Annotated in this window: 19 protein-coding genes; 14 read left to right on the forward strand and 5 right to left on the reverse strand. The window is 46.6% G+C overall.

From position 1 onward, the window contains the following. Positions 1 to 15: 15 nt before the first annotated feature. Together sarD and DP_RS02720 are read right to left on the reverse strand one after the other, a co-directional pair. Positions 16 to 1,170 carry a sulfoacetaldehyde reductase gene (gene sarD, locus DP_RS02715; RefSeq protein ID WP_041277548.1) on the reverse strand — a complete coding sequence of 385 codons (1,155 nt, stop codon included), beginning with the start codon at positions 1,168 to 1,170 and terminating at the stop codon, positions 16 to 18. A 42-nt stretch (positions 1,171 to 1,212) separates the two neighbouring features. Next, complete coding sequence (locus DP_RS02720; RefSeq protein WP_041277549.1) at positions 1,213 to 2,700, reverse strand: APC family permease; 1,488 nt, start codon at positions 2,698 to 2,700, stop codon at positions 1,213 to 1,215. Positions 2,701 to 3,400: 700 nt separating this feature from the next. Here DP_RS02720 and DP_RS02725 point away from each other — a divergent pair. The 8 genes from DP_RS02725 to DP_RS02760 all read left to right on the forward strand — a co-directional run bounded on the left by DP_RS02725 (position 3,401) and on the right by DP_RS02760 (position 9,428). After that, positions 3,401 to 3,790 (forward strand): hypothetical protein, encoded by a 390-nt coding sequence (locus DP_RS02725; RefSeq protein WP_011187793.1) that lies wholly within the window; start codon positions 3,401 to 3,403, stop codon positions 3,788 to 3,790. 112 nt (positions 3,791 to 3,902) lie between these two features. Beyond that, positions 3,903 to 4,112, forward strand: coding sequence for a hypothetical protein (locus DP_RS18175; RefSeq protein ID WP_041277550.1), 210 nt, complete (start codon positions 3,903 to 3,905; stop codon positions 4,110 to 4,112). 11 nt (positions 4,113 to 4,123) lie between these two features. Continuing rightward, complete coding sequence (locus DP_RS02735) at positions 4,124 to 4,741, forward strand: nitrite reductase (protein WP_011187794.1); 618 nt, start codon at positions 4,124 to 4,126, stop codon at positions 4,739 to 4,741. 417 nt (positions 4,742 to 5,158) lie between these two features. Beyond that, entirely contained in the window at positions 5,159 to 6,865 is a 1,707-nt protein-coding gene (locus DP_RS02740) for an FAD-dependent oxidoreductase (RefSeq protein WP_011187795.1), read from the forward strand. A 146-nt stretch (positions 6,866 to 7,011) separates the two neighbouring features. Then, positions 7,012 to 7,404 carry a YkgJ family cysteine cluster protein gene (locus DP_RS17285; RefSeq protein ID WP_198408695.1) on the forward strand — a complete coding sequence of 131 codons (393 nt, stop codon included), beginning with the start codon at positions 7,012 to 7,014 and terminating at the stop codon, positions 7,402 to 7,404. An 11-nt stretch (positions 7,405 to 7,415) separates the two neighbouring features. Next, on the forward strand, positions 7,416 to 8,306 hold the full coding sequence (locus DP_RS02750; RefSeq protein WP_011187797.1) for a DMT family transporter: 891 nt from the start codon (positions 7,416 to 7,418) through the stop codon (positions 8,304 to 8,306). Between the two features lie 257 nt (positions 8,307 to 8,563). Next, the gene (locus tag DP_RS02755; RefSeq protein ID WP_011187798.1) at positions 8,564 to 8,911 is read left to right on the forward strand and encodes a cupin domain-containing protein; all 348 of its coding nucleotides are present in this window, start codon (positions 8,564 to 8,566) and stop codon (positions 8,909 to 8,911) included. 145 nt (positions 8,912 to 9,056) lie between these two features. Next, positions 9,057 to 9,428 carry a hypothetical protein gene (locus tag DP_RS02760; protein WP_011187799.1) on the forward strand — a complete coding sequence of 124 codons (372 nt, stop codon included), beginning with the start codon at positions 9,057 to 9,059 and terminating at the stop codon, positions 9,426 to 9,428. A gap of 1 nt (position 9,429) precedes the next feature. On the opposite strand, the gene DP_RS02765 is transcribed toward DP_RS02760, so the two are convergent. From DP_RS02765 to DP_RS02775, 3 genes are all read right to left on the reverse strand, one after another. Next, complete coding sequence (locus tag DP_RS02765) at positions 9,430 to 11,109, reverse strand: AMP-binding protein (RefSeq protein ID WP_041277553.1); 1,680 nt, start codon at positions 11,107 to 11,109, stop codon at positions 9,430 to 9,432. 128 nt (positions 11,110 to 11,237) lie between these two features. Continuing rightward, entirely contained in the window at positions 11,238 to 11,642 is a 405-nt protein-coding gene (locus DP_RS02770) for an H-NS family histone-like protein (protein WP_041277554.1), read from the reverse strand. A 709-nt stretch (positions 11,643 to 12,351) separates the two neighbouring features. After that, positions 12,352 to 12,867 carry a DUF401 family protein gene (locus DP_RS02775; protein WP_011187802.1) on the reverse strand — a complete coding sequence of 172 codons (516 nt, stop codon included), beginning with the start codon at positions 12,865 to 12,867 and terminating at the stop codon, positions 12,352 to 12,354. 470 nt (positions 12,868 to 13,337) lie between these two features. On the opposite strand from DP_RS02775, the gene pta reads away from it, so the two are divergent. The 6 genes from pta (at position 13,338) to DP_RS02805 (ending at position 21,259) form a co-directional block, all read left to right on the forward strand. Beyond that, entirely contained in the window at positions 13,338 to 15,470 is a 2,133-nt protein-coding gene (gene pta / locus DP_RS02780) for a phosphate acetyltransferase (protein ID WP_011187803.1), read from the forward strand. Positions 15,471 to 15,670: 200 nt separating this feature from the next. After that, on the forward strand, positions 15,671 to 16,888 hold the full coding sequence (locus DP_RS02785; protein ID WP_011187804.1) for an acetate/propionate family kinase: 1,218 nt from the start codon (positions 15,671 to 15,673) through the stop codon (positions 16,886 to 16,888). Between the two features lie 238 nt (positions 16,889 to 17,126). After that, positions 17,127 to 18,011, forward strand: a complete 885-nt coding sequence (gene hslO, locus DP_RS02790) for an Hsp33 family molecular chaperone HslO (protein ID WP_011187805.1) — start codon at positions 17,127 to 17,129, stop codon at positions 18,009 to 18,011. A gap of 356 nt (positions 18,012 to 18,367) precedes the next feature. Then, positions 18,368 to 19,348 carry a tungstate ABC transporter substrate-binding protein WtpA gene (gene wtpA / locus DP_RS02795; protein WP_011187806.1) on the forward strand — a complete coding sequence of 327 codons (981 nt, stop codon included), beginning with the start codon at positions 18,368 to 18,370 and terminating at the stop codon, positions 19,346 to 19,348. A gap of 86 nt (positions 19,349 to 19,434) precedes the next feature. Beyond that, positions 19,435 to 20,232, forward strand: a complete 798-nt coding sequence (locus DP_RS02800; RefSeq protein WP_011187807.1) for an ABC transporter permease — start codon at positions 19,435 to 19,437, stop codon at positions 20,230 to 20,232. Continuing rightward, on the forward strand, positions 20,225 to 21,259 hold the full coding sequence (locus tag DP_RS02805) for an ABC transporter ATP-binding protein (RefSeq protein ID WP_041277555.1): 1,035 nt from the start codon (positions 20,225 to 20,227) through the stop codon (positions 21,257 to 21,259). Before DP_RS02800 ends, DP_RS02805 begins: the two co-directional genes overlap by 8 nt. Positions 21,260 to 21,265 lie beyond the last annotated feature (6 nt).

The following is a 21,265-nucleotide window of genomic DNA, read 5'->3' on the forward strand; positions in this document are numbered from 1 at the left end:
ACCTTCTACTATTTCCTAGAAGTGCTTTTGCAACATGGTCAAGAGTTGTTTCTCGTTACCTTGGCGTGGATTATTATCCATCAAACGCTTGGCTGCGGCGGCGCGGGTAGCGATTCCTGGCAGATCTTCCTCGGTTACACCGTAGGGAGAAAGGCCTGGAGCAATATCAAGATCTTCAAGCATTTGCACAAATGCATCTGCACAATAAGCGGCACGATCTTCTACCGACTCTTCACCAGCCACAACGTGGGTAAGGATATCAGCAACAACTGCATACTTCTCTGGGTTAGCCATATAGTTGTAATCGATACCAATTGGAGCTACTGCTGCCATAAGCAAACCGTGTGGCAACTTATACTTTGCAGGAACAGAGGTACCAACAGCGTGGATAACACCGTTCTGGGTATTACCAAAACCCATACCAGCAAGAGCAGAACCGTAAAGCATCGCCTCACGAGCCTCAAGATTATTACCGTTGGCATATGCCTTACGGATATTCTTAGCAATAATCTTCATCGCCTGAAGATTAAGGGCATCTGTGAATGGAGTAGACATAAGGCCTACAAAGGATTCCATGGCGTGAACAAAGGCATCAACACCGGTCATTGCAGTTATATGTGGTGGAAGACCTGTAGTCAATGCTGGGTCAAGAATAACAGCAGCTGCGTAGATATAGTCACTAACGATACCAAGTTTTGCGCCGGTCTCGTTGTTGGTGAGTACAGAGATAGAGGTCATCTCGCTACCGGTACCAGCGGTGGTTGGCACTGCAATAAGTGGCATACATGGTCCAGGAACAACATCAACACCGAAGTATTTAGAGATTGGACCTTCGTGAACGGCAAGAACGGATGCAGCCTTGGCGGTATCAAGAGCACTACCACCACCAAAACCGATGATAACGTCTGCGTTAAAAGCCTTAGCAGCATCAGCACAGTCTTGAATAGAGGTTGCATTTGGTTCAAGCTCTGCCTTGGCGTAAAGAACAAACTCAATACCAGCAAGAGCCAATGCCTCTTCCACAGCTACATGCAAACCAAGTGAAGCAAGACCTGGATCAGTTACGATAATGGCACGCTCGCCACCAAGACGTTTCACCTCTTTACCTGTGTCAGCAATAGATCCTGCACCGTGAACGATCTTACTTACAGATTTAAATGTATGAAGCATATTAATCACCTTCTACGTTTTATAGTTAATATTTATATTAGCTTACGCTTCTTTGGATGCTGGCTGCTGAGCCGGAGCTTTTTTACCTTTACCAAAGAAAACTCGACGTGAACTTCCTAAAATGAGAGTACTCTGCTCTTCCGTGGTAAGGGCTTTAAAATCACCCATTCTTGCATTATAGAACCAAGCGCCAAGGATAACCCAGAGACAGAGAGCAACCCAAGACTGCATGCCAATGGCACCGGGTGAACCCGGAACGGTAAGAAGCAAAATACAGACAACAGAACTAATTGAGCCAAGCACTGCATGCATAACACCTCTCTTATTCTGGGCATGCTTCATTACCTTATAGGCACTGAGGCAAGAGATAAGATAGGCAATAACAGTACCGACAGCAGACATATCAACAACCCAATTCAATACTTCACGACCAAAGAAGGGCGCGGTTACGGCAATGGCAAGAACAAAGAGGATCGCCTTATGAGGGGTTTGGTATTTTGGATGGATATCAGCAAACCAAGATGGCAGGATGGTTGCCCGACCCATGGCAAAGAGCAGACGAGAAGATGCAATAAAGAAACCATTGATTCCGGTAAAGATTGCGGCAAGAACAGCAGTGGCAAGAATCACACTACCAACCCGACCAAGGGCCATGTTTGCTACGGTTCCGGTAGCCCAGGGGCTATTCATGGCGAGAAGCTCTTTATATGGCATGATGCAGGCAACGGCGATGGTTACCATTGCATAAAGGACAATGCCCCAGCCAATTGCGGAAAGCATGAGCTTTTCAGCGCGCTTGTGCGGGAAGTCGAATTCCTCAGCTGCCTGAGGAATGGTATCAAAACCCACATAGAGCCATGGTGCAATGGCAACAATGGCCATAATACTGGCAAGCGGGCTCTTGTTATCAGCAAAAAGAGGAGAGAGGTTAGAAACAGCTGCAGTCTCATGGGAAACGGAACCGCCGAAAACAATAAAGACACTAGCACAGAGGGCAAAGGCAAGGAATACCTGAATCTTACCAACAAGATCTGCGCCACGGAAATTCAAAAACCCACAAAGACAGAGTATGCCGACCAGCATGGCTATCTCACCTGCATAGACATCCCAGCCAACAATGGAGTACAGCATCCCTACTTCAAAGACGCCCGGGAAAACAAAACGGGTCAGCAGAGAGACAGCTGTCGCATTCAGGGCAATGATACAGATATAACCAAGCACAAGGGCCCATCCACAGATAAAGGCCACGGTGGGACCAAAACCAACAAAGGAGAAGGCAAAAGCTCCGCCGGTCACCTTGTACTTACTCACCATATTTCCGTAACTGATTGCCACGGAAAACAGCATTACACCACCCAGAACAAAACCGATGCAAGAGGCAAGTGGCCCGGCCTGAGGCAAAAAGCGTAGACCTGGTAAGACAAATGCACCCCATCCAAGAATCGCACCCAAGGCGAGGGCCCAAGCCTGAACGGGCTTAATCGACTTCTTCAATTCTGCTCTTTCAGTCACTGCTGCTTTCTTATCCATCAAAATGCGCTCCCAAAACTGTGCTGCCAAAAACGACAGCTTATAAATAATAAGTGATGACCCTAACTGTCATCACGTAAAAGTCTCAATTCATCTGAGTCACAAAGTTTTTGGTGCAAAAAAACTGCTCCTTCGCCTTCGACCCACCATGCAAAGCCCATGCCACAATTTAAAAATATACCATAAGACAACGACTTTACTCAGCTTGCCGCTAGAGCATTCCGCGCAACAATGAAATTTTAATGCATCCTAAACTCATTTAATCGAATTAGCCACATATTTACGATGCAACATCAACTCATCATTGTATCAAAAAATGACGTCTCACAAAGTGATATTTTTCACATCTCAACAAAGGTCTTACAATTAACTAGTTTAACACTGCTTTTTTTGTGAAGTAACTGAGTTTACACCCTTCGCCATATCCTCAACAAAAACAAAAATGAGTCCATTATGAATTAAACAGGTAAATGAGGACAATAATAAAACAGCACGACTTAAACAGCTCCTCCTACCAAGAAAGGCATATACCTCACAGCCAACATCCTGTTTTGACAAAAAAATAGCAATAGCTTATATTTTTTCCACAGCTATCGCCCAGCAATTGATAGCCGAACCCAATAAAAACAATCTACAGAACTTAAGCCTTCAGTATCGCCCATGAATACAAGCAAATAAACCTTCATCAATAGGACATGACATGAAAGAGAAAACACTTCAGGCTATTTACCAAACCTTTAATCAATGGAACGATGGTGAAAAATCCTGCCACAGGGGTTGCTCCACCTGCTGCACGCAAAATATCACTGTCACAGCAACAGAGGCCGAACTTATACATAAGTTCGCAGTAGAAGAGGACAAACAGGAGTGGCTGGCTGAAATACTTTCCGCAAAACGTGACCTCGAAAAACCCAAGATGACCACCAACGACTTCGCCAAGGCCTGTTTGGAAGGAAGAGACGTAGACCCCGGCACCATGGGGCTCCCTTGCCCCCTGCCCATTCCTCAAAGAGAACATCTGCCAAATCTACTCGGTACGCCCCTTTGCCTGCCGTGCCTTTGTCTCAAGTTCACCCTGCAGTCAGAATGAACCTGCGACCATCTCAGAAGGCTACGCAGCAACGGTTACAGCGGTAAGCCAGATAATTGAGCACCTTGGCCAAAAAGAGTACTGGGGAAATTTATTCGATGTCCTTATTGCCATGTCGGATATCTCTGCGTATAAAGAGACTGCAGAAAAATTGACTGCAGTAGAGACATTTAACGCTCGCCTGAGAACACTTACAGCTAAACCGTTGACGGGCTTCCTGCTTACCGAAGAAGATTTACAGGTAGCAGGCCCACTGCTTCAGTCCATTTTTTCCACCAAAGTGGATGAAAAAAGCATAGAAGACATACTTAACGGAAAATAAGGAAACAGACCATGACCAACAAGACCACAGTTCATTTAACAATCATGCTGCCAGCAGGGCGCCTTCCCCTCGATGTCATGAAGACAGCCCAAGCTCTTGCTGAACAATATAAGCTTGAAATTTTCTTCACAACTGCCCAAAACCTTCGCCTCCTCAATGTACCAGAGAATCTTGTTGAAGAAATCAAAGCGCCTCTCTTGGCACTTGGCGTGACCTTTAAGGCCCCCGGTGGCTTTCCACTGCCACGAATTTGCGTTGGCGCCCCACACTGTCCTGGCGGAAACGGAGCAACCGATAAGCTCTCTGCAAAAATCCTCGACAAATTCAGTAAACGTGAAAAAACCAAGGCAAAATTTAAAATTGCCATCTCCGCCTGTTCCACTGGATGTTCAAATCCAAGAACAACAGATATCGGTATTGTCATGGGCCCCAAGGGCCTCACCCTATATCTCGGCGGCAAGGGAGGCGTTAGCCCACAGACAGGGATTCGTGTTCTAAAGGATGTAAGCGAAGAGACACTGCTGAACGCCATCGAAACCTTAGTTGAGTTTCATGACAAAAAAACTGAAAAGAAACAAAGAATTGCCAAATTATTAGACGATCCTGAATTCCCCTTTGCTCAAATATAATTAACTGGCACTGGAGAAAGAAATACTAAGCCACGGGAACAGACAGAAACAGGGTCTATTACCGTGGTTCTTTATTCTATTAAACCAGAACAGTAACTTCAGTCGCCATCTCAACAAAAACTATTTCTCAAAAAATTATCACCACCACACCTCCTAACTTCATTAACAAGTTATGCCTAGCGACAAGCAGAGAACCAGCCACAATCTATCTCCTCTAAGAACCTTGTTAAGTGAGACGCCTGAATAGATCCTTTATTCCAAATAAAAAAATACTTGCTTTTTTGCCATTTATTATGGTGCACACATAGAAAGACGGGGTATTATTCCCCAACGGCTGTAGCGCCGGAGTAAGTATTTCATAAACCCCTCATAATAGATGAAGAGTTTCCTTCTAAAAAACAAGTTAAGGAAAAAAAAATGGCACAGCGTGTTTTAATTATTGGAGCAGTAGCTCTTGGCCCAAAAGTTGCCTGTCGTTTGAGACGAATTGATCCAGATGCAGAGATAACAGTTCTTGACCGTGACAAACTCATCTCCTACGGTGGCTGCGGTATCCCCTACTATGTTGGCGGTGACGTTTCAGACATCGAAGGCTTGCGATCTACCCAATCTCACACCATCCGCGACAGCAAGTTCTTTGGCGAAGTAAAGGGTATTGACGTAAGAACTCAAATTGAAGCAATTGAGATCCTTCGTAAAGAAAAGCAAGTTCGCATTCGCGACTTAAGAGACAACAGCGAAGAGCTTCTCTCCTATGACAAACTTGTTTTCGCAACAGGTGCCTCTCCAATACGCCCTCCTTTCCCAGGTGCTGATCTCCCTAACGTATCTATCGTTTCCAACCTTCACCATGCAGAGGCAATCAAAAAACGCCTTGCTCAAGGTAAGATTGGCAAAGCTGTTGTTATCGGTGCTGGTGCTATCGGTATCGAAATGGCAGAGGCGTTGACCGATCTCTGGGGAGTTGAAACCACCATCATCGAGATGGCCGACCAGGTGCTTCCACAGGCTATTGGTGGCAACCTTGCTACCGTAGTTCAGCGCCACCTTGAAGAGAGCAACGTCGAAGTACTTGTCTCTGAGCGTGTTAGCGGCATCACCAAGGCTGACGACAGCGACACCCTCACCGTATCTATCACCGATAGAACGATCGACTGTGATATCGTTATTCTCTCCACCGGAATTCGCCCTAATACCGAGCTTGCCAAGGCAGCAGGACTCGCTGTTGGTCAATTCGGTGGTCTCCTGGTAGATCGTCGTATGCGTACCAGCGATCCACACATCTATGCTGGTGGTGACTGTGTTGAGGTTCGTAACCTTGTAAGCGGTGCCAACCAGATGATGCCTCTTGGCTCTCTTGCTAACCGTCAGGGTCGTATTATTGCAACCAACATCAATGGTGGCAGCGCCCACTTCCCAGGAACCGTTGGCACCTTCTGTATCAAAGTTTTCGAACTCGGTGTTGCAACCGCTGGTTTGACTGCCCGTCAGGCAAAAGCTGCAGGGTTTGATCCGGTTGTTTCTATTGTTACTCAGGCTGACCGGGCTCACTTCTACCCAACCTATCAGGCTATGTACATAGCCCTTATTGCCGATCGCAATTCCCGCAAGGTACTTGGTATCGAAGCTGTTGGTAAAGGTGGCGATGCAGTTAAGGCTCGTGTTGATGCAGTTGCCTCTCTTCTTCACCTCGGTGTTGATGTAGCTGAGATATCTAACCTTGAAGCTGGCTATGCTCCTCCCTTTGCATCTGCTATGGACATTGTTAACAATGCGGGTAATGTTCTTGACAATATCCTCAACGGTTTCAACAAAACTGTTGATCCAGATGAGTTCCTTAAAGAGCTTGCTGAGACCGACATTCGCGTGATCGATGTTCGTGGTGCAATTCAAGCCAAGCCTTACCAAGAGAAATTTGGCGAGAGATGGTTACACTTCCCACAAGATGACCTCCGCACCCGCTACACCGAAATTCCTACCGACGAAGCATTCTTCGTTGTATGTGACACCGGTACCAGATCCTACGAAGGACAGGTTGTTTTGGCTGCCAAAGGTATCACCAATACCAGAAACATCCAGGGTGGTCTTGCCCTGGTTAAGGCTATCGCTCCAGAATTCATCTAATGAATTCGCGATAACCGGTACTGTTTAGGTATCCCAAGGGTTTGCACAGAGATTGTGCAAACCCTTTTTTTATGCTGGTTACGCAAAGCTTACGGTCCCGCGTTTCCCACCCTATAAAAACGAAGAAGCACCCGCCCATAATAATCATGCTCCCACCAGACAGCTCTATTGAGCAGACATCTACTTGGACCAAATACAATCGCCGACTCTGTGATCAATGTCAGGGTACCTGCTGCTCCCTGGCCGTAGAGGTAAAGGCCAGCGATCTGCTGAGAATGGAGGTTACAGACCAGTTTGAACTGGAAGAGAACCCAAAAAAAATCGCCAAGAGACTCAAAAAAGAGGGGCTTATCGAACATTTTCGCCAGAAAGATGGCATCTTCACCCTCGCCAGAATGGCTAATGGCGATTGCATATATCTCCACCCCAAGACCCGTAGATGCACCATCTACCCACAACGACCGGACACCTGTCGCAACCACCCGCAGGTGGGACCTCGCCCCGGCTACTGCGCCTTTAAGGCAAAAAGCACCCCATAGGCACCACAAATATGAAAGCGATAGCTAAAAAGCACCAGGCGATTATCCTTGTCCTTCTCGGTGCCGTCATGATCAGTTTTTCAGCTGTCTGGGTTAAGATTGTCGATGTGCCACCCACCTCCTCCGCCTTCTACCGGGCCCTGTTTGGTGGCATCTTCCTCATCTTCCCAGTCATCCTCACTGAAAAGCTACAGCGACCACGGGCAATAGATATAGCCCTGATCACCACCTGTGGCCTGGCCTTTGCCCTGGACCTCTTCTTCTGGCATAAATCAATTCTATATATTGGCCCGGGCCTTGCCACCATCATTGGCAACTTCCAGGTCTTCATCATGGCCGGGGTGGGAATATTTTTCTTCAAAGAAAAAATTCTGCCTCGCTTTTTCTTCTCCATCCCCCTAGCCCTACTGGGGTTAGCTTTTATTGTCGGCAACAGCTGGCAGGAGCTTGGTAGCGACTACAAAACAGGGGTGCTCTATGGTTTTTTCACCGCCCTCAGCTACAGCGTCTTTCTCCTTACCCTACGTAAACTGCAGATAAGAAAAAGCCCCTTCTACTCCACCCTTATGGCAATATCTTTAACCTGTGGAATATTTCTCTTACCCGTACTCGCCATAGAGAACGTCTCTCTTGCCATCCCCAACCTACAATCACTTATCTCCCTTGTCTGCCTCGGCCTCTTCAGCCAAAGCGTGGGATGGTCCCTCATAGCCTATGCCATGCCCAGAATACCCGCCTCCATCACAGGGCTAGTACTACTTCTCCAACCATCACTCTCCTTTGTCTGGGATATTCTCTTCTTTAAAAGGCCCACTGACCCAGGCAATCTCCTTGGTGTCTGCCTCACCCTAGGAGCCATCTACCTTGGAATGACCAGCAAAAAAAAGACCCCCAAGGCATAGCTCTTCACCAAGCACAACAGCGCCCGACTCCTCCCACAGCTCTCACCGAACAGCTCCCTCCTCAACAGAAGATGTAGATCTTTCGCCCAAAATTCAGAAAAGAGACGGCTATTCTTGCAATATAGCTTAAATCGTTTAAACTGAGCGATTCTCCAAAAAATGCAGGCATATCTGAAGAAGGCCTGCCTTTTTTCTATGAAGGGAATGTATGCAAATAATTAGTTAAAATCCTTACTAAATAACAGAGAAAAGGAGACATGATGAAAAATCAAGAGTGCCAGAAAATCCTCGATCATGAACTGAGTACCAATGCCATCAACGGGGTTAGTGCCCATGTTGTCCTCGACCAAAGCGGTGAAGACCTTTGCATGCGCGCCTTTACCATCGAACCGGGTGGTTTAACCTCACGCCATAGCCACGACTCTGCCCACGAAATTTTTGTTCATTCCGGCCGCGGTCAGGTGTCTCTGAATGGCGAATGGCGAGACCTCAGTAGCGGCGCCGCTGTTCTTATCCCGGCAAACGAAGAGCATCAATTTATGAACGCCGGAACAAAAGCGTTTGTCTTTATGTGCCTTGACCCCAAGGGAAAAGAGACAACATAGGCTTATTCGTTAGCCAACCCTTACTTATCTATTGCTCCGAGCGCTCCAGTGCTGTATAGTGGTCACATCTTAGGTTCGATTAACTTTGTAGCAACCTAAATGTCCTACACGCAATAAAACAATAGATTTACAACGGGGGAAAAAAATGAATTTTAGTATCCAGACAGAACAGAGAAAGGGCAATCTCCACCTCAAGATCTGCGGCAAACCATCAGCTCAGCATCTCAGCTCTCTGGTTAAAACCATGGAACAACTCTACAGAGGAGAGGGCAATATTTTCATCCACACCGAGCAAGTAACGGAGGTAGAAGAGCATTGCCCCACGATACTGAAGAGCCTGATGGCAGAATCAGAACTGCCTCGAAAAAACATCTACATGATAGGAGAAAAGGGCTTTGATCTCGGCGGGGGGTACACAAAGGTTATCATTAAACCTCGCAAAAAATCCCGTTGCAATGGCTGCAAGAAGAGCAGAAACAGTCCGGAGCTCCCCATGGTGAACTCTTCAAGAAGATAACTCAAACAGTCAAGCCCAACTGAGCACACATTTGGGCGCGCATCTTAAATTTTTGCGGTTTCCCCGTCACCGACATGGGCATCTCATCCACAAATGATATATGATGGGGAATTTTATAAGAGGCAATCTTCCCCCGACAAAATTGACGTATATCACTCTTTTCCAGTGAATGTTCAGGCCGAACAATAATCCAGGCACAAAGCTCCTCGCCCAGTCGTGGATCAGGAATGCCAAAGACCTGCACCTCCTGAATTGCCGGATGGCCATAGAGATAATTTTCTATTTCACGGGGATAAATATTTTCTCCGCAACGAAGAATCATGTCACTCAGCCTACCAACAATGGAACAGTAACCCTCTTCATCAAGGACAGCAAGATCGCCGGTACGCATCCAACCATCCTGAATTGACTCTGCTGTTCTCTCAGGATCGGCCCAATATCCACACATTACCGAATAGCCACGGGTCCACAGCTCTCCTGTCACGCCAACAGGAACAGTCTTGCCCTCCTTGCTCACCAACTTTACCTGTACATGAGGATGAACACGGCCCACCGTTGTAACTCGATTTTTCAGAGAATCAGAAACTTCACTTTGAAAGGAGACAGGTGAGGTCTCTGTCATTCCGTAGGCGATAGTTATCTCAGAGAGATGCATCCTCCCAACAACTTCTCGCATCACCTCTATGGGACATGGGGCGCCGGCCATAATCCCTGTTCGCAGCGAAGAAAGATTAAATAAAGCAAAGCTAGGCACACTGAGCATAGAAATATACATGGCCGGAACACCATAGAGAGCCGTACAGGCCTCCTGTTCTATCACCTTCAGGGTCGTTTTAGGAGTAAAACGCTCGGCAGGAAATACGATACTGGCACCCTTGCTAAGACAACCAAGCACCCCCAGAACCATACCAAAACAGTGGTAGAGCGGCACCGGAAGACAGAGACGATCACCAGGGCCGAAGTTCATCCTGGCTGTGACATTACTGGCATTATTTAAAATATTAAAATGGCTCAGGGTAGCACCCTTGGCTTGGCCGGTTGTCCCGCTGGTAAATTGGATATTAACAGGATCATCCCTATGCAAAAGGGGTAAAATATCATCCAGGGGATAATGAGACTCCTCACCGTCTGCTATAATTTTTTGTAAACTGAGTATATTGCCTATGAGCTCGTTACCCATACGAATGACAAAGCGAAGAGACGAATAATTGAGATGAGGAGAGAGGGAGTCATCCAGTAGCTGCGGGATCAGAGTTGTAACCATCTCAAAATAATTGGTGAACTTTGATCGGTCCGAAAAAATAATTGCCGAACAATCGACCTGAGAGAGAATATGATCCAATTCCCGCAAACGACAGGCGGGATTAATATTCACTAAAACAAGCCCTAATCTTGCCGTGGCAAATTGGACCAGAACCCACTCCAACCTGTTCTGTGACCAAATGCCTACCCTTTCACCTTTCTTCAGACCAAGTTCCGCCAAGCCACGGGCAAGATTATCGACCCGCTCCGAGAACTCCCTATAGGTCAATCTAATATCCTGTTTATAAAAATAGAGGAATTCACGATCCCCCCAAGAAGAGACAGCGGCTAGCAATTCCTCTGCTATTGTTTTTTCCTTTAAAGGAGCACTTTGATCTCCCTGAACCAAAGAGACTCCATTTAACAACGAATTGCTCATCTCAGCTCCACTCAAAACAAAATAATCTATAAGGCACAAAAAAGCCCTTGCCCTGTGGGGGGCTAAGGGCTTTTTACCATATCACCATAAAGACAATAATCCCATGGGGCTATTGTCTCTACAATGCTCTAACGCTCTATAAGAAAGGACTCTTTGCTTTTGCCCTCATTCTTGATAGCATTTTTAATAACTTCAGGAGTTCTACCATAGCCACTCCAAGTTTTTAATTCAGCACCATCCATATACTCATACTTAGGAGGAAGAGGGCTATTTTTTTGCTTGACGTTTCCCGTTGAGCAGAGCTCAGCAAATTCAAAAGGATCTATACCATCCTCTTCCATAAGATCTTTAAATTCTTTCATTTTTGCAAGCTTTGCTTCCAAGAGTTTTTCCCCAGCAAGCACAACTTCCTTACGATCTTCCACAATCTTCCCTAACTTCTGAAGAGTGCTTTCCAGTTGCTCAATGGACAGATCACGGGTTGCAGCGTTAAGACTACGAACATTTAAAAATGTTTTTAAAAATGAGCTCATGTTTACTATCTCCTTATGACAGTGCATTAAAAAAAAATTCTCTAAAAAATCCCACTATATTATTCATGAAGATGAGCAAATCTTGCCCTTCTCCGATGATATTTCCCCATCTACTCCATAAAACTTTCTATCTTTAAAAACAGAATATCTCTACAGCTACAAGCTTTACCATATTGAAAAAGTCAAATAAAGACATTAATCCAATCTCTTGCCCAAAAAAATCTCTTCTCCCACCTGAAAAGTCATTATAAGAATAATCATTTCTTTGCAAAATAGGCACAACAGGCAAAAATGATAAGCTGTTTACATGGGCTCATGTCAAAATATGATTATGCACATTTTTCAACCAATGAGAAGAAAATATTCATATCTCCCTTACAATAAATGAGCATGGTGACAACAAAGGTTTTTTATTATGACAAGTAAACTGGATTTAAAATATCCAACAGGAGGAGCTCCTCTACTATTTAGAGCTATCTTTCTCTTCTTTTTTTTATCATCTCTTTATATTTACAGGGAGCAATTATACCTGTCCTGTTATTATTGGCACCAATAAAATAACTTTACGTTATAAATTATCCCGTTTCTCATTAGAGCTACCCTTACCTGCAAAAAACCGCTCCCCCCCAACTCAGCAAACACAGAGAAACTTTAGAAAAAAATTAAGCGCAAGCCATAGACATTACAAAAAAGCCCACATTTCAAACTTTTACAAAGGCAAAAAGGCCAAAACAGCTATCCCCGTAAGAAAGAAACAGAGACAGGGAATAAGCAGTTGACGCCAGGTTTGCGAGGGGCTTGCCTGAAAAAATTCACAGGTCAGAAGAAAACAGATATGCAGAGGCGAGATAAGTACACCAGTAAAACCCGAAAAGCTGGCCAAGACAAGATAGGCTAAAATCTGACCGTCCATACCAAGGGCATGTAACAGACCAAGAAGTAAGGGGAATGTGGCCCCGACAAAGGCAAAGGTAGTGCCAGCAATGGCGCCGACTAAAAATGGAAGGAGGACAGCCGCAAAGAAGAGGGCAAAACCACCACCTGCCTGAGCCATATCCTGAACAACCCCGGCGTCCGGCATAACATCTTTAAAGATAAAGACAGAGGCAATAACGGCAAGCATGGCCCAGACACTCTTTCTGCCGATCATTTCTAATAAAAACCGAGGGGAAAGTCTATTTTGGATGATAACGCAAAGGCCAGCAGCCAACAGGGCAACAATCACCCCATACTCATATCAATAAGGGGAAAGAAGGCCACAATAACAGCCTCCAGGCTCACAGAACCTATAATGGCTACTAACAGTGGCACATTTATTACAAATAAAAAGCAAAGTGAAGATATCGAATCAATTGTGCCCAGAGAGCGATTCCCCAAAAGCGGCATCCTTTAAATAATGCCTCCCTCTTTATTATAACTGACCATCTTTGTTATAACTGGCCCTCTTAAAATAATTGCAGCCAACAACAAAAAATTCTCGTAAAACAAAAAAACATAGACTACGAACAGAGAGAGGATATATAGTCATAAAAAATCGTCTCTTCAACATAGCTGATGGCAAGCACAACTATTATAGAATAGACCTTCCACCCCAAAGAGAGGTAGTAACGGAGTAACAATCCTTTGTCTACAAAATATCAAGCCAACAAAAGTTAATTTAACGCACCCTATTTGAATTAGAAATTGTGAGGAAATATGACACAAAATCTCTACATAACAGCCACAGAAGAGCGTAGCGGCAAGTCAGTAATTGTCCTTGGTGTTATGCAAATGCTGATGAAAGAAGTCCGGAATGTTGCCTTCTTCCGTCCCATTATTAGCGACACAGAGCCCGGCGATGACGATCCAGACATTAATTTAGTGCTCGATTATTTTGATTTGGATATTCCCTATGAGGACACCTATGGCTGTACCCTCTCCAAGGCCTATGAGCTCATTAACTCCGGCAAAGAGGATCAGCTTCACGACCTTATTTTAAAGAAATACAAGAAACTTGAGGCTGATCACGATTTCATTCTCTGTGAGGGCACTGATTTCAGAGGATCAGACACCTCCTTTGAGGCAGAAATCAATGCCGATATAGCAGCCAACCTCGGAGCCCCTCTTCTTCTTGTTCTCTCCGGCCGTAAAAAGATCGAAAAAGAGATAATGCAGGCAACCCAGCTCTCCATTGATACTATGCTGGAAAAAGGTAGCTCCTTTGCCGCCTGCATAATTAATCGGGCAGCAGAAACTATCACCCCTGAAACTTTCCACAAATTACAGGCAAAAAACCGCGCCCTCTCTCGCATTCCCTTTTATGTAATGCCTGAGAATTCGAACCTTGCCAGTCCCAGCGTGATGGATGTTAAAAAGTGGTTAGATGCATCGGTCATGCACGGCTCTGAAAAGCTTGCCGGCCTGGTGGAAAACTATGTGGTTGCCGCCATGCAAATTGGCAACTTCCTCGACCATATCAAGCCGGGAAGCTGCGTTATTACCCCAGGTGATCGCTCGGATATCATTTTGGCCAGTCTCGCCTCCAAGGCATCATCTACCTATCCGGACATTTCCGGAATTGTCCTCACCGGCGATATGAAACCTGCTGAAAGCGTTCAAAAGCTCATCGAGGGTTGGCAGGGCACCCCCACTCCCATTCTCTCCGTGGCCACCAACACCTATCAAACGATCATGCGCCTCAATGAGCTCTATAGCCATATCCAGGCAAGTGACTCACAGAGAATAGCAACCGCTCTGGGAACTTTTTCCAAGCATGTTGATACCAAAGAGCTTACCGAACATCTGATATCGAGTATACCGACCACCATCACCCCGAAGATGTTTGAATATGCCCTGATGGAAAAAGCCAGCCAGGACAAACAACGCATTGTCCTACCCGAGGGCACCTGCGAGCGCATACTTCGAGCAGCGGATATCTTACTGAGACGCGGCGTTGCCAATCTCACCCTGCTGGGACCCGCAGATGAGGTTAAGAGCCGCGCCGCTGCCTGTGGCATGGATACACGTTGGGTGGAAATTATTGATCCACAAAACACCAACCTTCTCGCTCCCTTCGTAGATGAATATATGAAGGCCCGAGCCCATAAGGGCATGATTGAAGATATCGCCCGGGACAGAATGACAGACCCTACCTATTTTGGCACCATGATGGTTCATACAGGCTATGCCGACGGCATGGTCTCAGGGGCAGAGAACACCACCGCCCATACCATTCGTCCAGCCTTTGAATTTATCAAGACTAAACCCGGTATATCCACGGTCTCCTCGGTCTTCCTCATGTGCCTCAGTGACCGGGTACTCGTCTATGGTGACTGTGCCGTAAATCCAAATCCTACAGCCAAACAACTTGCCGAGATCGCCCTCAGCTCAGCCGAAACTGCCCGTCTCTTCGGCATTGAACCCCGAGTGGCCATGCTCAGCTATTCAACGGGATCATCCGGTAAGGGCGAGGATGTCGAGAGAGTCATAGAGGCAACCAAAATTGCTCAGGCTCTGATCATTGAGCGCAAGCTCGATATAAATCTTGAGGGCCCCATCCAATACGATGCGGCTATTGATCCGGATGTTGCCCGGACCAAACTGCCTAATTCCTTAGTGGCAGGCAAGGCGACAGTCTTTACCTTCCCTGACCTCAACACAGGAAACAACACCTACAAGGCAGTACAGAGAGCTGCAGGTGCCGTTGCCATTGGCCCCATCCTGCAGGGATTGAACAAGCCTGTAAATGATCTTTCCAGAGGATGCACCGTGGACGACATTGTTAATACGGTAGCAATTACCGCCATTCAGGCTCAAGAAGAGAAGAGACTTTTTGCCCTGAAAAAATAGTTCCATTATTGTCCAGCCCATGGGTCGGGGCATAGAAATATGCCCCACTCCTTCGAGTTTGAAAAATCATTCCTGGCTCTTTTTTTATTAAACAGAATCTGTTTAATCACTTGAGCAATTGATGTTTTTCATGTATTTTGACACTCTTTTGAAGCACGTGACCCTATTTTTGTTCATTATTAGATTAAGCGAGATAAAAGATGAAGATTTTAATCATTAACTCTGGTAGTTCCTCCATCAAGTTCCAACTTATCGACATGAGCGACGAATCCGTTCTTGCCAGCGGACTTGTTGAGCGTATTGGTGAAACCGACACCACCGAAAAGAACATTAACTGTACCTTCCACCCCGGCACCGATAAGAAACACAAGATAGAGATCTGCCAGACCGTGGCTGATCACCGCCAAGGAATGTTGGCTGCTATTGAACTACTCGGTGACAAAGAGCAGGCTGTTATGTCTGATCTCAGCGAAATCGACGCCGTTGGACACCGCATCGTACACGGTGGAGAGACCATGTATCAGCCAGTTGTTGTTGATGAAAAGGTTATCGCAGAAATTACTGCTGCTATTCCTCTCGCGCCACTTCATAATCCGGGTCACCTCGACGGCATCAAGGTTGCGCAGGAACTCTTCACCGAGGTTCCCCACGTAACTGTTTTCGATACCGCATTTTTCCAAACCATCCCCCCCCACGCTCACATCTACGCTCTCCCATACGAGTTGTACACCAAGCACCGTATCCGTCGTTACGGAGCCCACGGCACCTCTCACAAGTTCGTAACCAACGAGTGTGCTAAGCTCCTTGAAAAGCCAGTTGAAGAGTGTAACCTCATCACCGTTCACCTCGGAAATGGTTCTTCCATGTCCGCCGTTGAAGGTGGCAAGGCCATTGATACCTCTATGGGTGTAACTCCTCTTGAAGGTCTTGTTATGGGAACCCGTAGTGGTGACATCGATCCTGCTATCATGGCCTTCCTTAACAGAAACCTCGGCATGAGCATTGAAGAAATTGACCACATGCTCAACAAGGAGTCTGGTCTTAAGGGTATCTGTGGCATGAACGATATGCGCGATATTCACGCAGCAGCAGACGCAGGTAACGAGCTCGCTGAGCTTGCTGTTGGTATCCAGACCTACAGAATCCGCAAATATATCGGTTCATACATGGCTGCCCTCGGTCAGGTTGACGCAATTGTTTTCACCGCCGGAATTGGCGAAAATGATGATATCGTTCGCGCTAAGAGCCTTGAGAAACTTGAAAATCTCGGCGTTATCCTTGATAAAAAGCTCAATGCCCAACGTAGCAAAGAGCCTTTTTGTATCAGCACCCCTGAGAGCAAGATTCAAGTTTGGGTTATTCCAACAAACGAAGAGCTTGCCATCGCTCGCGAAACCAAGGCAGTTGTCAACGCCTAGGGATGGAAATTTGGCCCGATAGATCAGCTCAGCACCAACTGTGAGGCCGATCTTGAACTTTAGGGCCCTTTCCACGCTTCTCTTAAAAGAAGCTGGCAAGGCTAAGCACTGCTTAGTCTTGCCGTCCTCCTGTTCATCTATTTCTTCATCCCCTCTCGCAAGCCATGAGTATCCGGTTCCTTTTTGCTAAAATGGGCCCGACAGTAATCTCCTCCATCTTCATTCCTAAGGTTTTATTATGTCAGACATCCTTACCCGAGTAATTTCCGAGAACGGCAAAACATTTGGCATTGCCTGTGATACAACGGCCCTTGTCAATGAAGCATGCCGCAAACATGACGTAGGCCCCCTGGCGGCAGTTGCCCTTGGACGTGCCCTTACCGGTTCAATACTGATGGGCGCCCTGCTCAAGGGCGACCAATACCTTCAGTTAAAATTTGAAGGAAATGGGCCCTTAGGTAAAATCATCACCGAGGCATCACCTGATGGTTGGTGCAGAGGCTATATTGCCAACCCCCATGCAGAGCTCCCTCTTCTCAATGGACGCCTTGATGTTGCCGGAGGCGTTGGCCATGCGGGCCTGCTCAGCGTGACCAAGGATATTGGCATGAAACAAAAATATCAGGGCACCAGCCACCTTGTCAGCAGTGAAATTGGTGAGGATATTGCCTACTACCTGACCACCTCGGAACAGGTGCCATCGGCAGTAGGCCTTGGCATCCAACTCAATCCCAACGGCACAATCGACGCCGCAGGCGGTTTCCTGATCCAGTCTCTGCCACCGGCAGATGAAGAATTAATTGCCAGCATGGAAGAGGTCATAGCAAACCTGCCATCTATCTCCAGTATGATCCTGGATGGGCAAAGTCCACGACAGATGCTGGACAAACTCTTCGGCGCCATCCCTCACAAGGAAACCGGCAACAGTAAGCTCAAATATCAGTGCAGCTGCAGTCGGGAGAAGATGGAAAACGCCTTGATCTCCCTGGGCGCAGCAGACCTTGCGAGCCTGCTTACGGAAAGAGGTGAGGCAGAGGTTCTCTGCGAGTTCTGCCGGCAAAACTACCACTTCGCCGGCAAAGACCTGCAGGAGATCATTGACCGTCTAAAAAATATTCAATAAGTCTACAATCCCGAAAACATGCTTTCGGGATTGTTGTCCAGTCTATGCCTAAGCTTTTCCATAATGGCCCCCAGCAAGAGCTCACCCGAGTGCCTCGGATTCAGGGGCGCCTACGCCAGGAAAGACCTTGAACCCCAGCAGATCTCAGCCCCAATCTATCCGCTTAACTCCTCTCACTAAATACCTTATCCATTCATTTTCTCTTGCCCAGCCTCGACTGCAGGTTATTTTCAGTTGTTTTATCATATAGTTTGAGCATATGCTCTTTTCTCTGGCGGCGTATTAGGAGTAGGATTATATCTTGCTTCATAGGCTTTTTCTATGCATCGAGATATCTGACTTAAGGAGTCAACATTATGGGTGAAATACAAAAAATTATTGGCTGTTACTTCCTCTGTGCTGCCCTGGTTTTTCTGGCAGGAACCTCTTTTGCGGCAGACAAAGAGAAATTGGTTATTTTCCACGCGGGCAGTCTGTCCGTCCCCTTCAAGGTAATGGAAAAGGCCTTTGAAAAGCAGCATCCCAATATTGATATTCTCCGCGAGGCAGGTGGCAGTACAAAGATGGCCAGGATGATCTCTGAGCTGGGCAAACCTGCAGATATCATGGCATCGGCAGATTATGTGGTTATCAATAAAAACCTCATCCCCAAATATGCTGATATCAATATCCGTTTTGCCACAAACCAGATGGTTCTTTGCTATACGGATAAAAGTAAATATGCCGACAAGATCAACAGCTCCAACTGGCCTGAAATACTCTTGAGATCAGATGTGGTCTGGGGTCATTCCGATCCAAATCTCGACCCCTGCGGCTATCGTAGTCTGATGGTGCTCCAGTTAGCTGAAAAACATTATAAGATCGAAAACTTGAACGAAAAACTGTTAAAAGCACGAAAAGAGGAATGGGTTCGACCAAAGTCAGTGGAGCTCATCTCTCTGCTCCAATCCGGAAATATGGACTACGCCTGGGAATACCTGTCGGTTGCTGTTCAGCATAATCTCAAATATCTGACCCTGGACAATGAGGTAAACCTCAGCGATTACAGCTACAACGATTTTTACAAAACTGCCCAGGTCGAGGTAAGCGGTAAAAAACCTGGAGTAACAATGACAAGGACAGGAAAGGCAATAACCTACGGAATCACCCTGGTTAAAAGTGGGGAAAACCCCGAGGCAGCAAATCTCTTTCTGCAATATCTTCTCGATCCAAACGGTGGTTTGGCTGTTCTTAAATCCATGGGCCAACCGCCCTTTATCCCTGCCAGAATATCCTCAGAAAACATGCTGAAGCGCCTCTCACCTGAGCTCCAGCCACTGGTAGAAATCAAAAATTAATGAATTATAATCTGAGGAGTTGACCCTTCTCAGCAACTAAAAGGCCTGGGCGAAAACTATCCCCCAGGCCTTTTGAGGTTAATAGTGTGAATCGTGTTTTGTCGCTGAAACTCTTTACCCCTCTCTGCCTGGCTGCATCCATAATGGTGTTGCTCTTTATCATAGTGCCCCTTGCTGAGATGATTTTACAGCCAAGCATGGCTGATTTGATTGAAACAGCCCATGACGAAGAGGTCATGGCCGCAATCTACAAATCGCTCTCCTGTTCCGGCGCTGCCGCAATGATTTCCGCTATCTTTGGTACTCCCATCGCCTACCTGCTGGCCAGGTCAAATTTTTCTGGAAAAAAAATCGTTGAGACCATCATTGATCTGCCCATTATGATTCCTCATCCTGTGGTGGGAATCGCCCTCCTCAGTCTTGCCGGCAGAAATCATCCCCTGGGACGACTACTTCAGGAGATGGGCTTTAAGATCCTTGGCACAACCACCGGCATTATCACGGTACTCACCTTTGTAGCCCTCCCCTTTTATATCAATACGGCCAAGGCAGGATTTCAATCAGTACCGAAACGCCTTGAACAGGTTGCAAGAAGTCTGGGTGCAGGACAGGGGGCAACTTTTTTTCATATCACAGTGCCTCTTACCTGGCGGCATATGCTCACCGGATTTATCATGAGCATGGCCCGGGCAATTAGCGAATTTGGAGCCGTGGTTATTATCGCCTACCATCCGATGATTGCCCCGATACTCATGTACGAACGTTTCACAGCCTATGGTTTAAAATATTCCCAACCCGTGGCGGTATTGCTCATAATTATCTGCCTATTTCTCTTTCTTCTCCTCCGTGTTGTCTCCTCACCCATGAGTGCAAAAGATGATTAAAATTTCTCAGCTGACCAATAATTTTCCGGATTTTTCTGTTGGCCCTGTTGACTTAACTGTGGATACGGGGGAGTTTTTCGTTCTACTGGGGCCATCAGGTTCAGGGAAAACTGTTCTCCTTGAATCTATTGTCGGGGTAAGACGTCCTGATGAGGGCAAGATCATCCTCAATGGAGTAGATGTGACAAAACTTGCTCCGGAAAATCGCAAGGTCGGAATTGTCTATCAGGACCAGGCCCTGTTCCCCCATCTCTCGGTACGTGAAAATATTTATTTTGGTTTACGTTATCAGCGCCAGATTGAAAAAAAAACCTTCTCTCTGGATATGGTCATCGACACCCTGGGCCTGAGAGTTCATCTGGATAAATCCCCGCAAGCCCTCTCCGGAGGGGAGAGACAGCGAGTGGCACTGGCCAGAGCACTGGCCATACAACCACGGGTAATCTTACTTGATGAGCCCCTCTCCGCCCTTGACCCCTGCTTTCGGGGAGAGATTCAGCGACTGCTTAAAGAACTTCACTCCTCCTTGGGCACAACTTTTCTTATGGTCACCCACGATTTCAACGAAGCGTTCTACTTAGCCGATCGGGTCGGTGTTATCAGCAAGGGTACGGTTAAACAGGTGGGCACGATAAACGATGTATTCCTGCAACCTCAAAACGTTGAGGTGGGTAAGTTTGTCGGTATGAAAAATATTTTTTGCAGACGAGATGGTGAAACATCAGTGCATGTCGGTAATCTCAGTTTAACGCTCAACGCTCAGGCATCACAGAGTGCCTATGGCCTGCGTCCTGAAGATATTGAGGTGGCTGCCAAGGACTCTTTTCCTGCAGATTTTCATGTCGGCCAGGGAACTATTCAATCGGTGGTCCGGCAGGGCTTTGGTTGCGAGGTGACCATAGCCAGTGGCAGAGACCTGCTCCTCATCCATCTTGATCAAAAAAGCCTCAGAGCTCAAGAGTTGGCCATGGACTCTCCCATCCATTTTGGCTTTTCCCCAGCAAGCCTGCATCATTTTCCCAGGTGAGCCCCT

Source organism: Desulfotalea psychrophila LSv54, from assembly GCF_000025945.1.
Lineage (GTDB): Bacteria > Desulfobacterota > Desulfobulbia > Desulfobulbales > Desulfocapsaceae > Desulfotalea > Desulfotalea psychrophila.

Excerpts from the sequence above, each read along its gene's own strand:
- sarD (WP_041277548.1), bottom strand. The coding sequence starts at position 1,170 with ATGCTTCATACATTTAAATCTGTAAGTAAGATCGTTCACGGTGCAGGA.
- DP_RS02720 (WP_041277549.1), bottom strand. The coding sequence starts at position 2,700 with ATGGATAAGAAAGCAGCAGTGACTGAAAGAGCAGAATTGAAGAAGTCG.
- DP_RS02725 (WP_011187793.1), top strand. The coding sequence starts at position 3,401 with ATGAAAGAGAAAACACTTCAGGCTATTTACCAAACCTTTAATCAATGG.
- DP_RS18175 (WP_041277550.1), top strand. The coding sequence starts at position 3,903 with ATGTCGGATATCTCTGCGTATAAAGAGACTGCAGAAAAATTGACTGCA.
- DP_RS02735 (WP_011187794.1), top strand. The coding sequence starts at position 4,124 with ATGACCAACAAGACCACAGTTCATTTAACAATCATGCTGCCAGCAGGG.
- DP_RS02740 (WP_011187795.1), top strand. The coding sequence starts at position 5,159 with ATGGCACAGCGTGTTTTAATTATTGGAGCAGTAGCTCTTGGCCCAAAA.
- DP_RS17285 (WP_198408695.1), top strand. The coding sequence starts at position 7,012 with ATGCTCCCACCAGACAGCTCTATTGAGCAGACATCTACTTGGACCAAA.
- DP_RS02750 (WP_011187797.1), top strand. The coding sequence starts at position 7,416 with ATGAAAGCGATAGCTAAAAAGCACCAGGCGATTATCCTTGTCCTTCTC.
- DP_RS02755 (WP_011187798.1), top strand. The coding sequence starts at position 8,564 with ATGATGAAAAATCAAGAGTGCCAGAAAATCCTCGATCATGAACTGAGT.
- DP_RS02760 (WP_011187799.1), top strand. The coding sequence starts at position 9,057 with ATGAATTTTAGTATCCAGACAGAACAGAGAAAGGGCAATCTCCACCTC.
- DP_RS02765 (WP_041277553.1), bottom strand. The coding sequence starts at position 11,109 with ATGAGCAATTCGTTGTTAAATGGAGTCTCTTTGGTTCAGGGAGATCAA.
- DP_RS02770 (WP_041277554.1), bottom strand. The coding sequence starts at position 11,642 with ATGAGCTCATTTTTAAAAACATTTTTAAATGTTCGTAGTCTTAACGCT.
- pta (WP_011187803.1), top strand. The coding sequence starts at position 13,338 with ATGACACAAAATCTCTACATAACAGCCACAGAAGAGCGTAGCGGCAAG.
- DP_RS02785 (WP_011187804.1), top strand. The coding sequence starts at position 15,671 with ATGAAGATTTTAATCATTAACTCTGGTAGTTCCTCCATCAAGTTCCAA.
- hslO (WP_011187805.1), top strand. The coding sequence starts at position 17,127 with ATGTCAGACATCCTTACCCGAGTAATTTCCGAGAACGGCAAAACATTT.
- wtpA (WP_011187806.1), top strand. The coding sequence starts at position 18,368 with ATGGGTGAAATACAAAAAATTATTGGCTGTTACTTCCTCTGTGCTGCC.
- DP_RS02805 (WP_041277555.1), top strand. The coding sequence starts at position 20,225 with ATGATTAAAATTTCTCAGCTGACCAATAATTTTCCGGATTTTTCTGTT.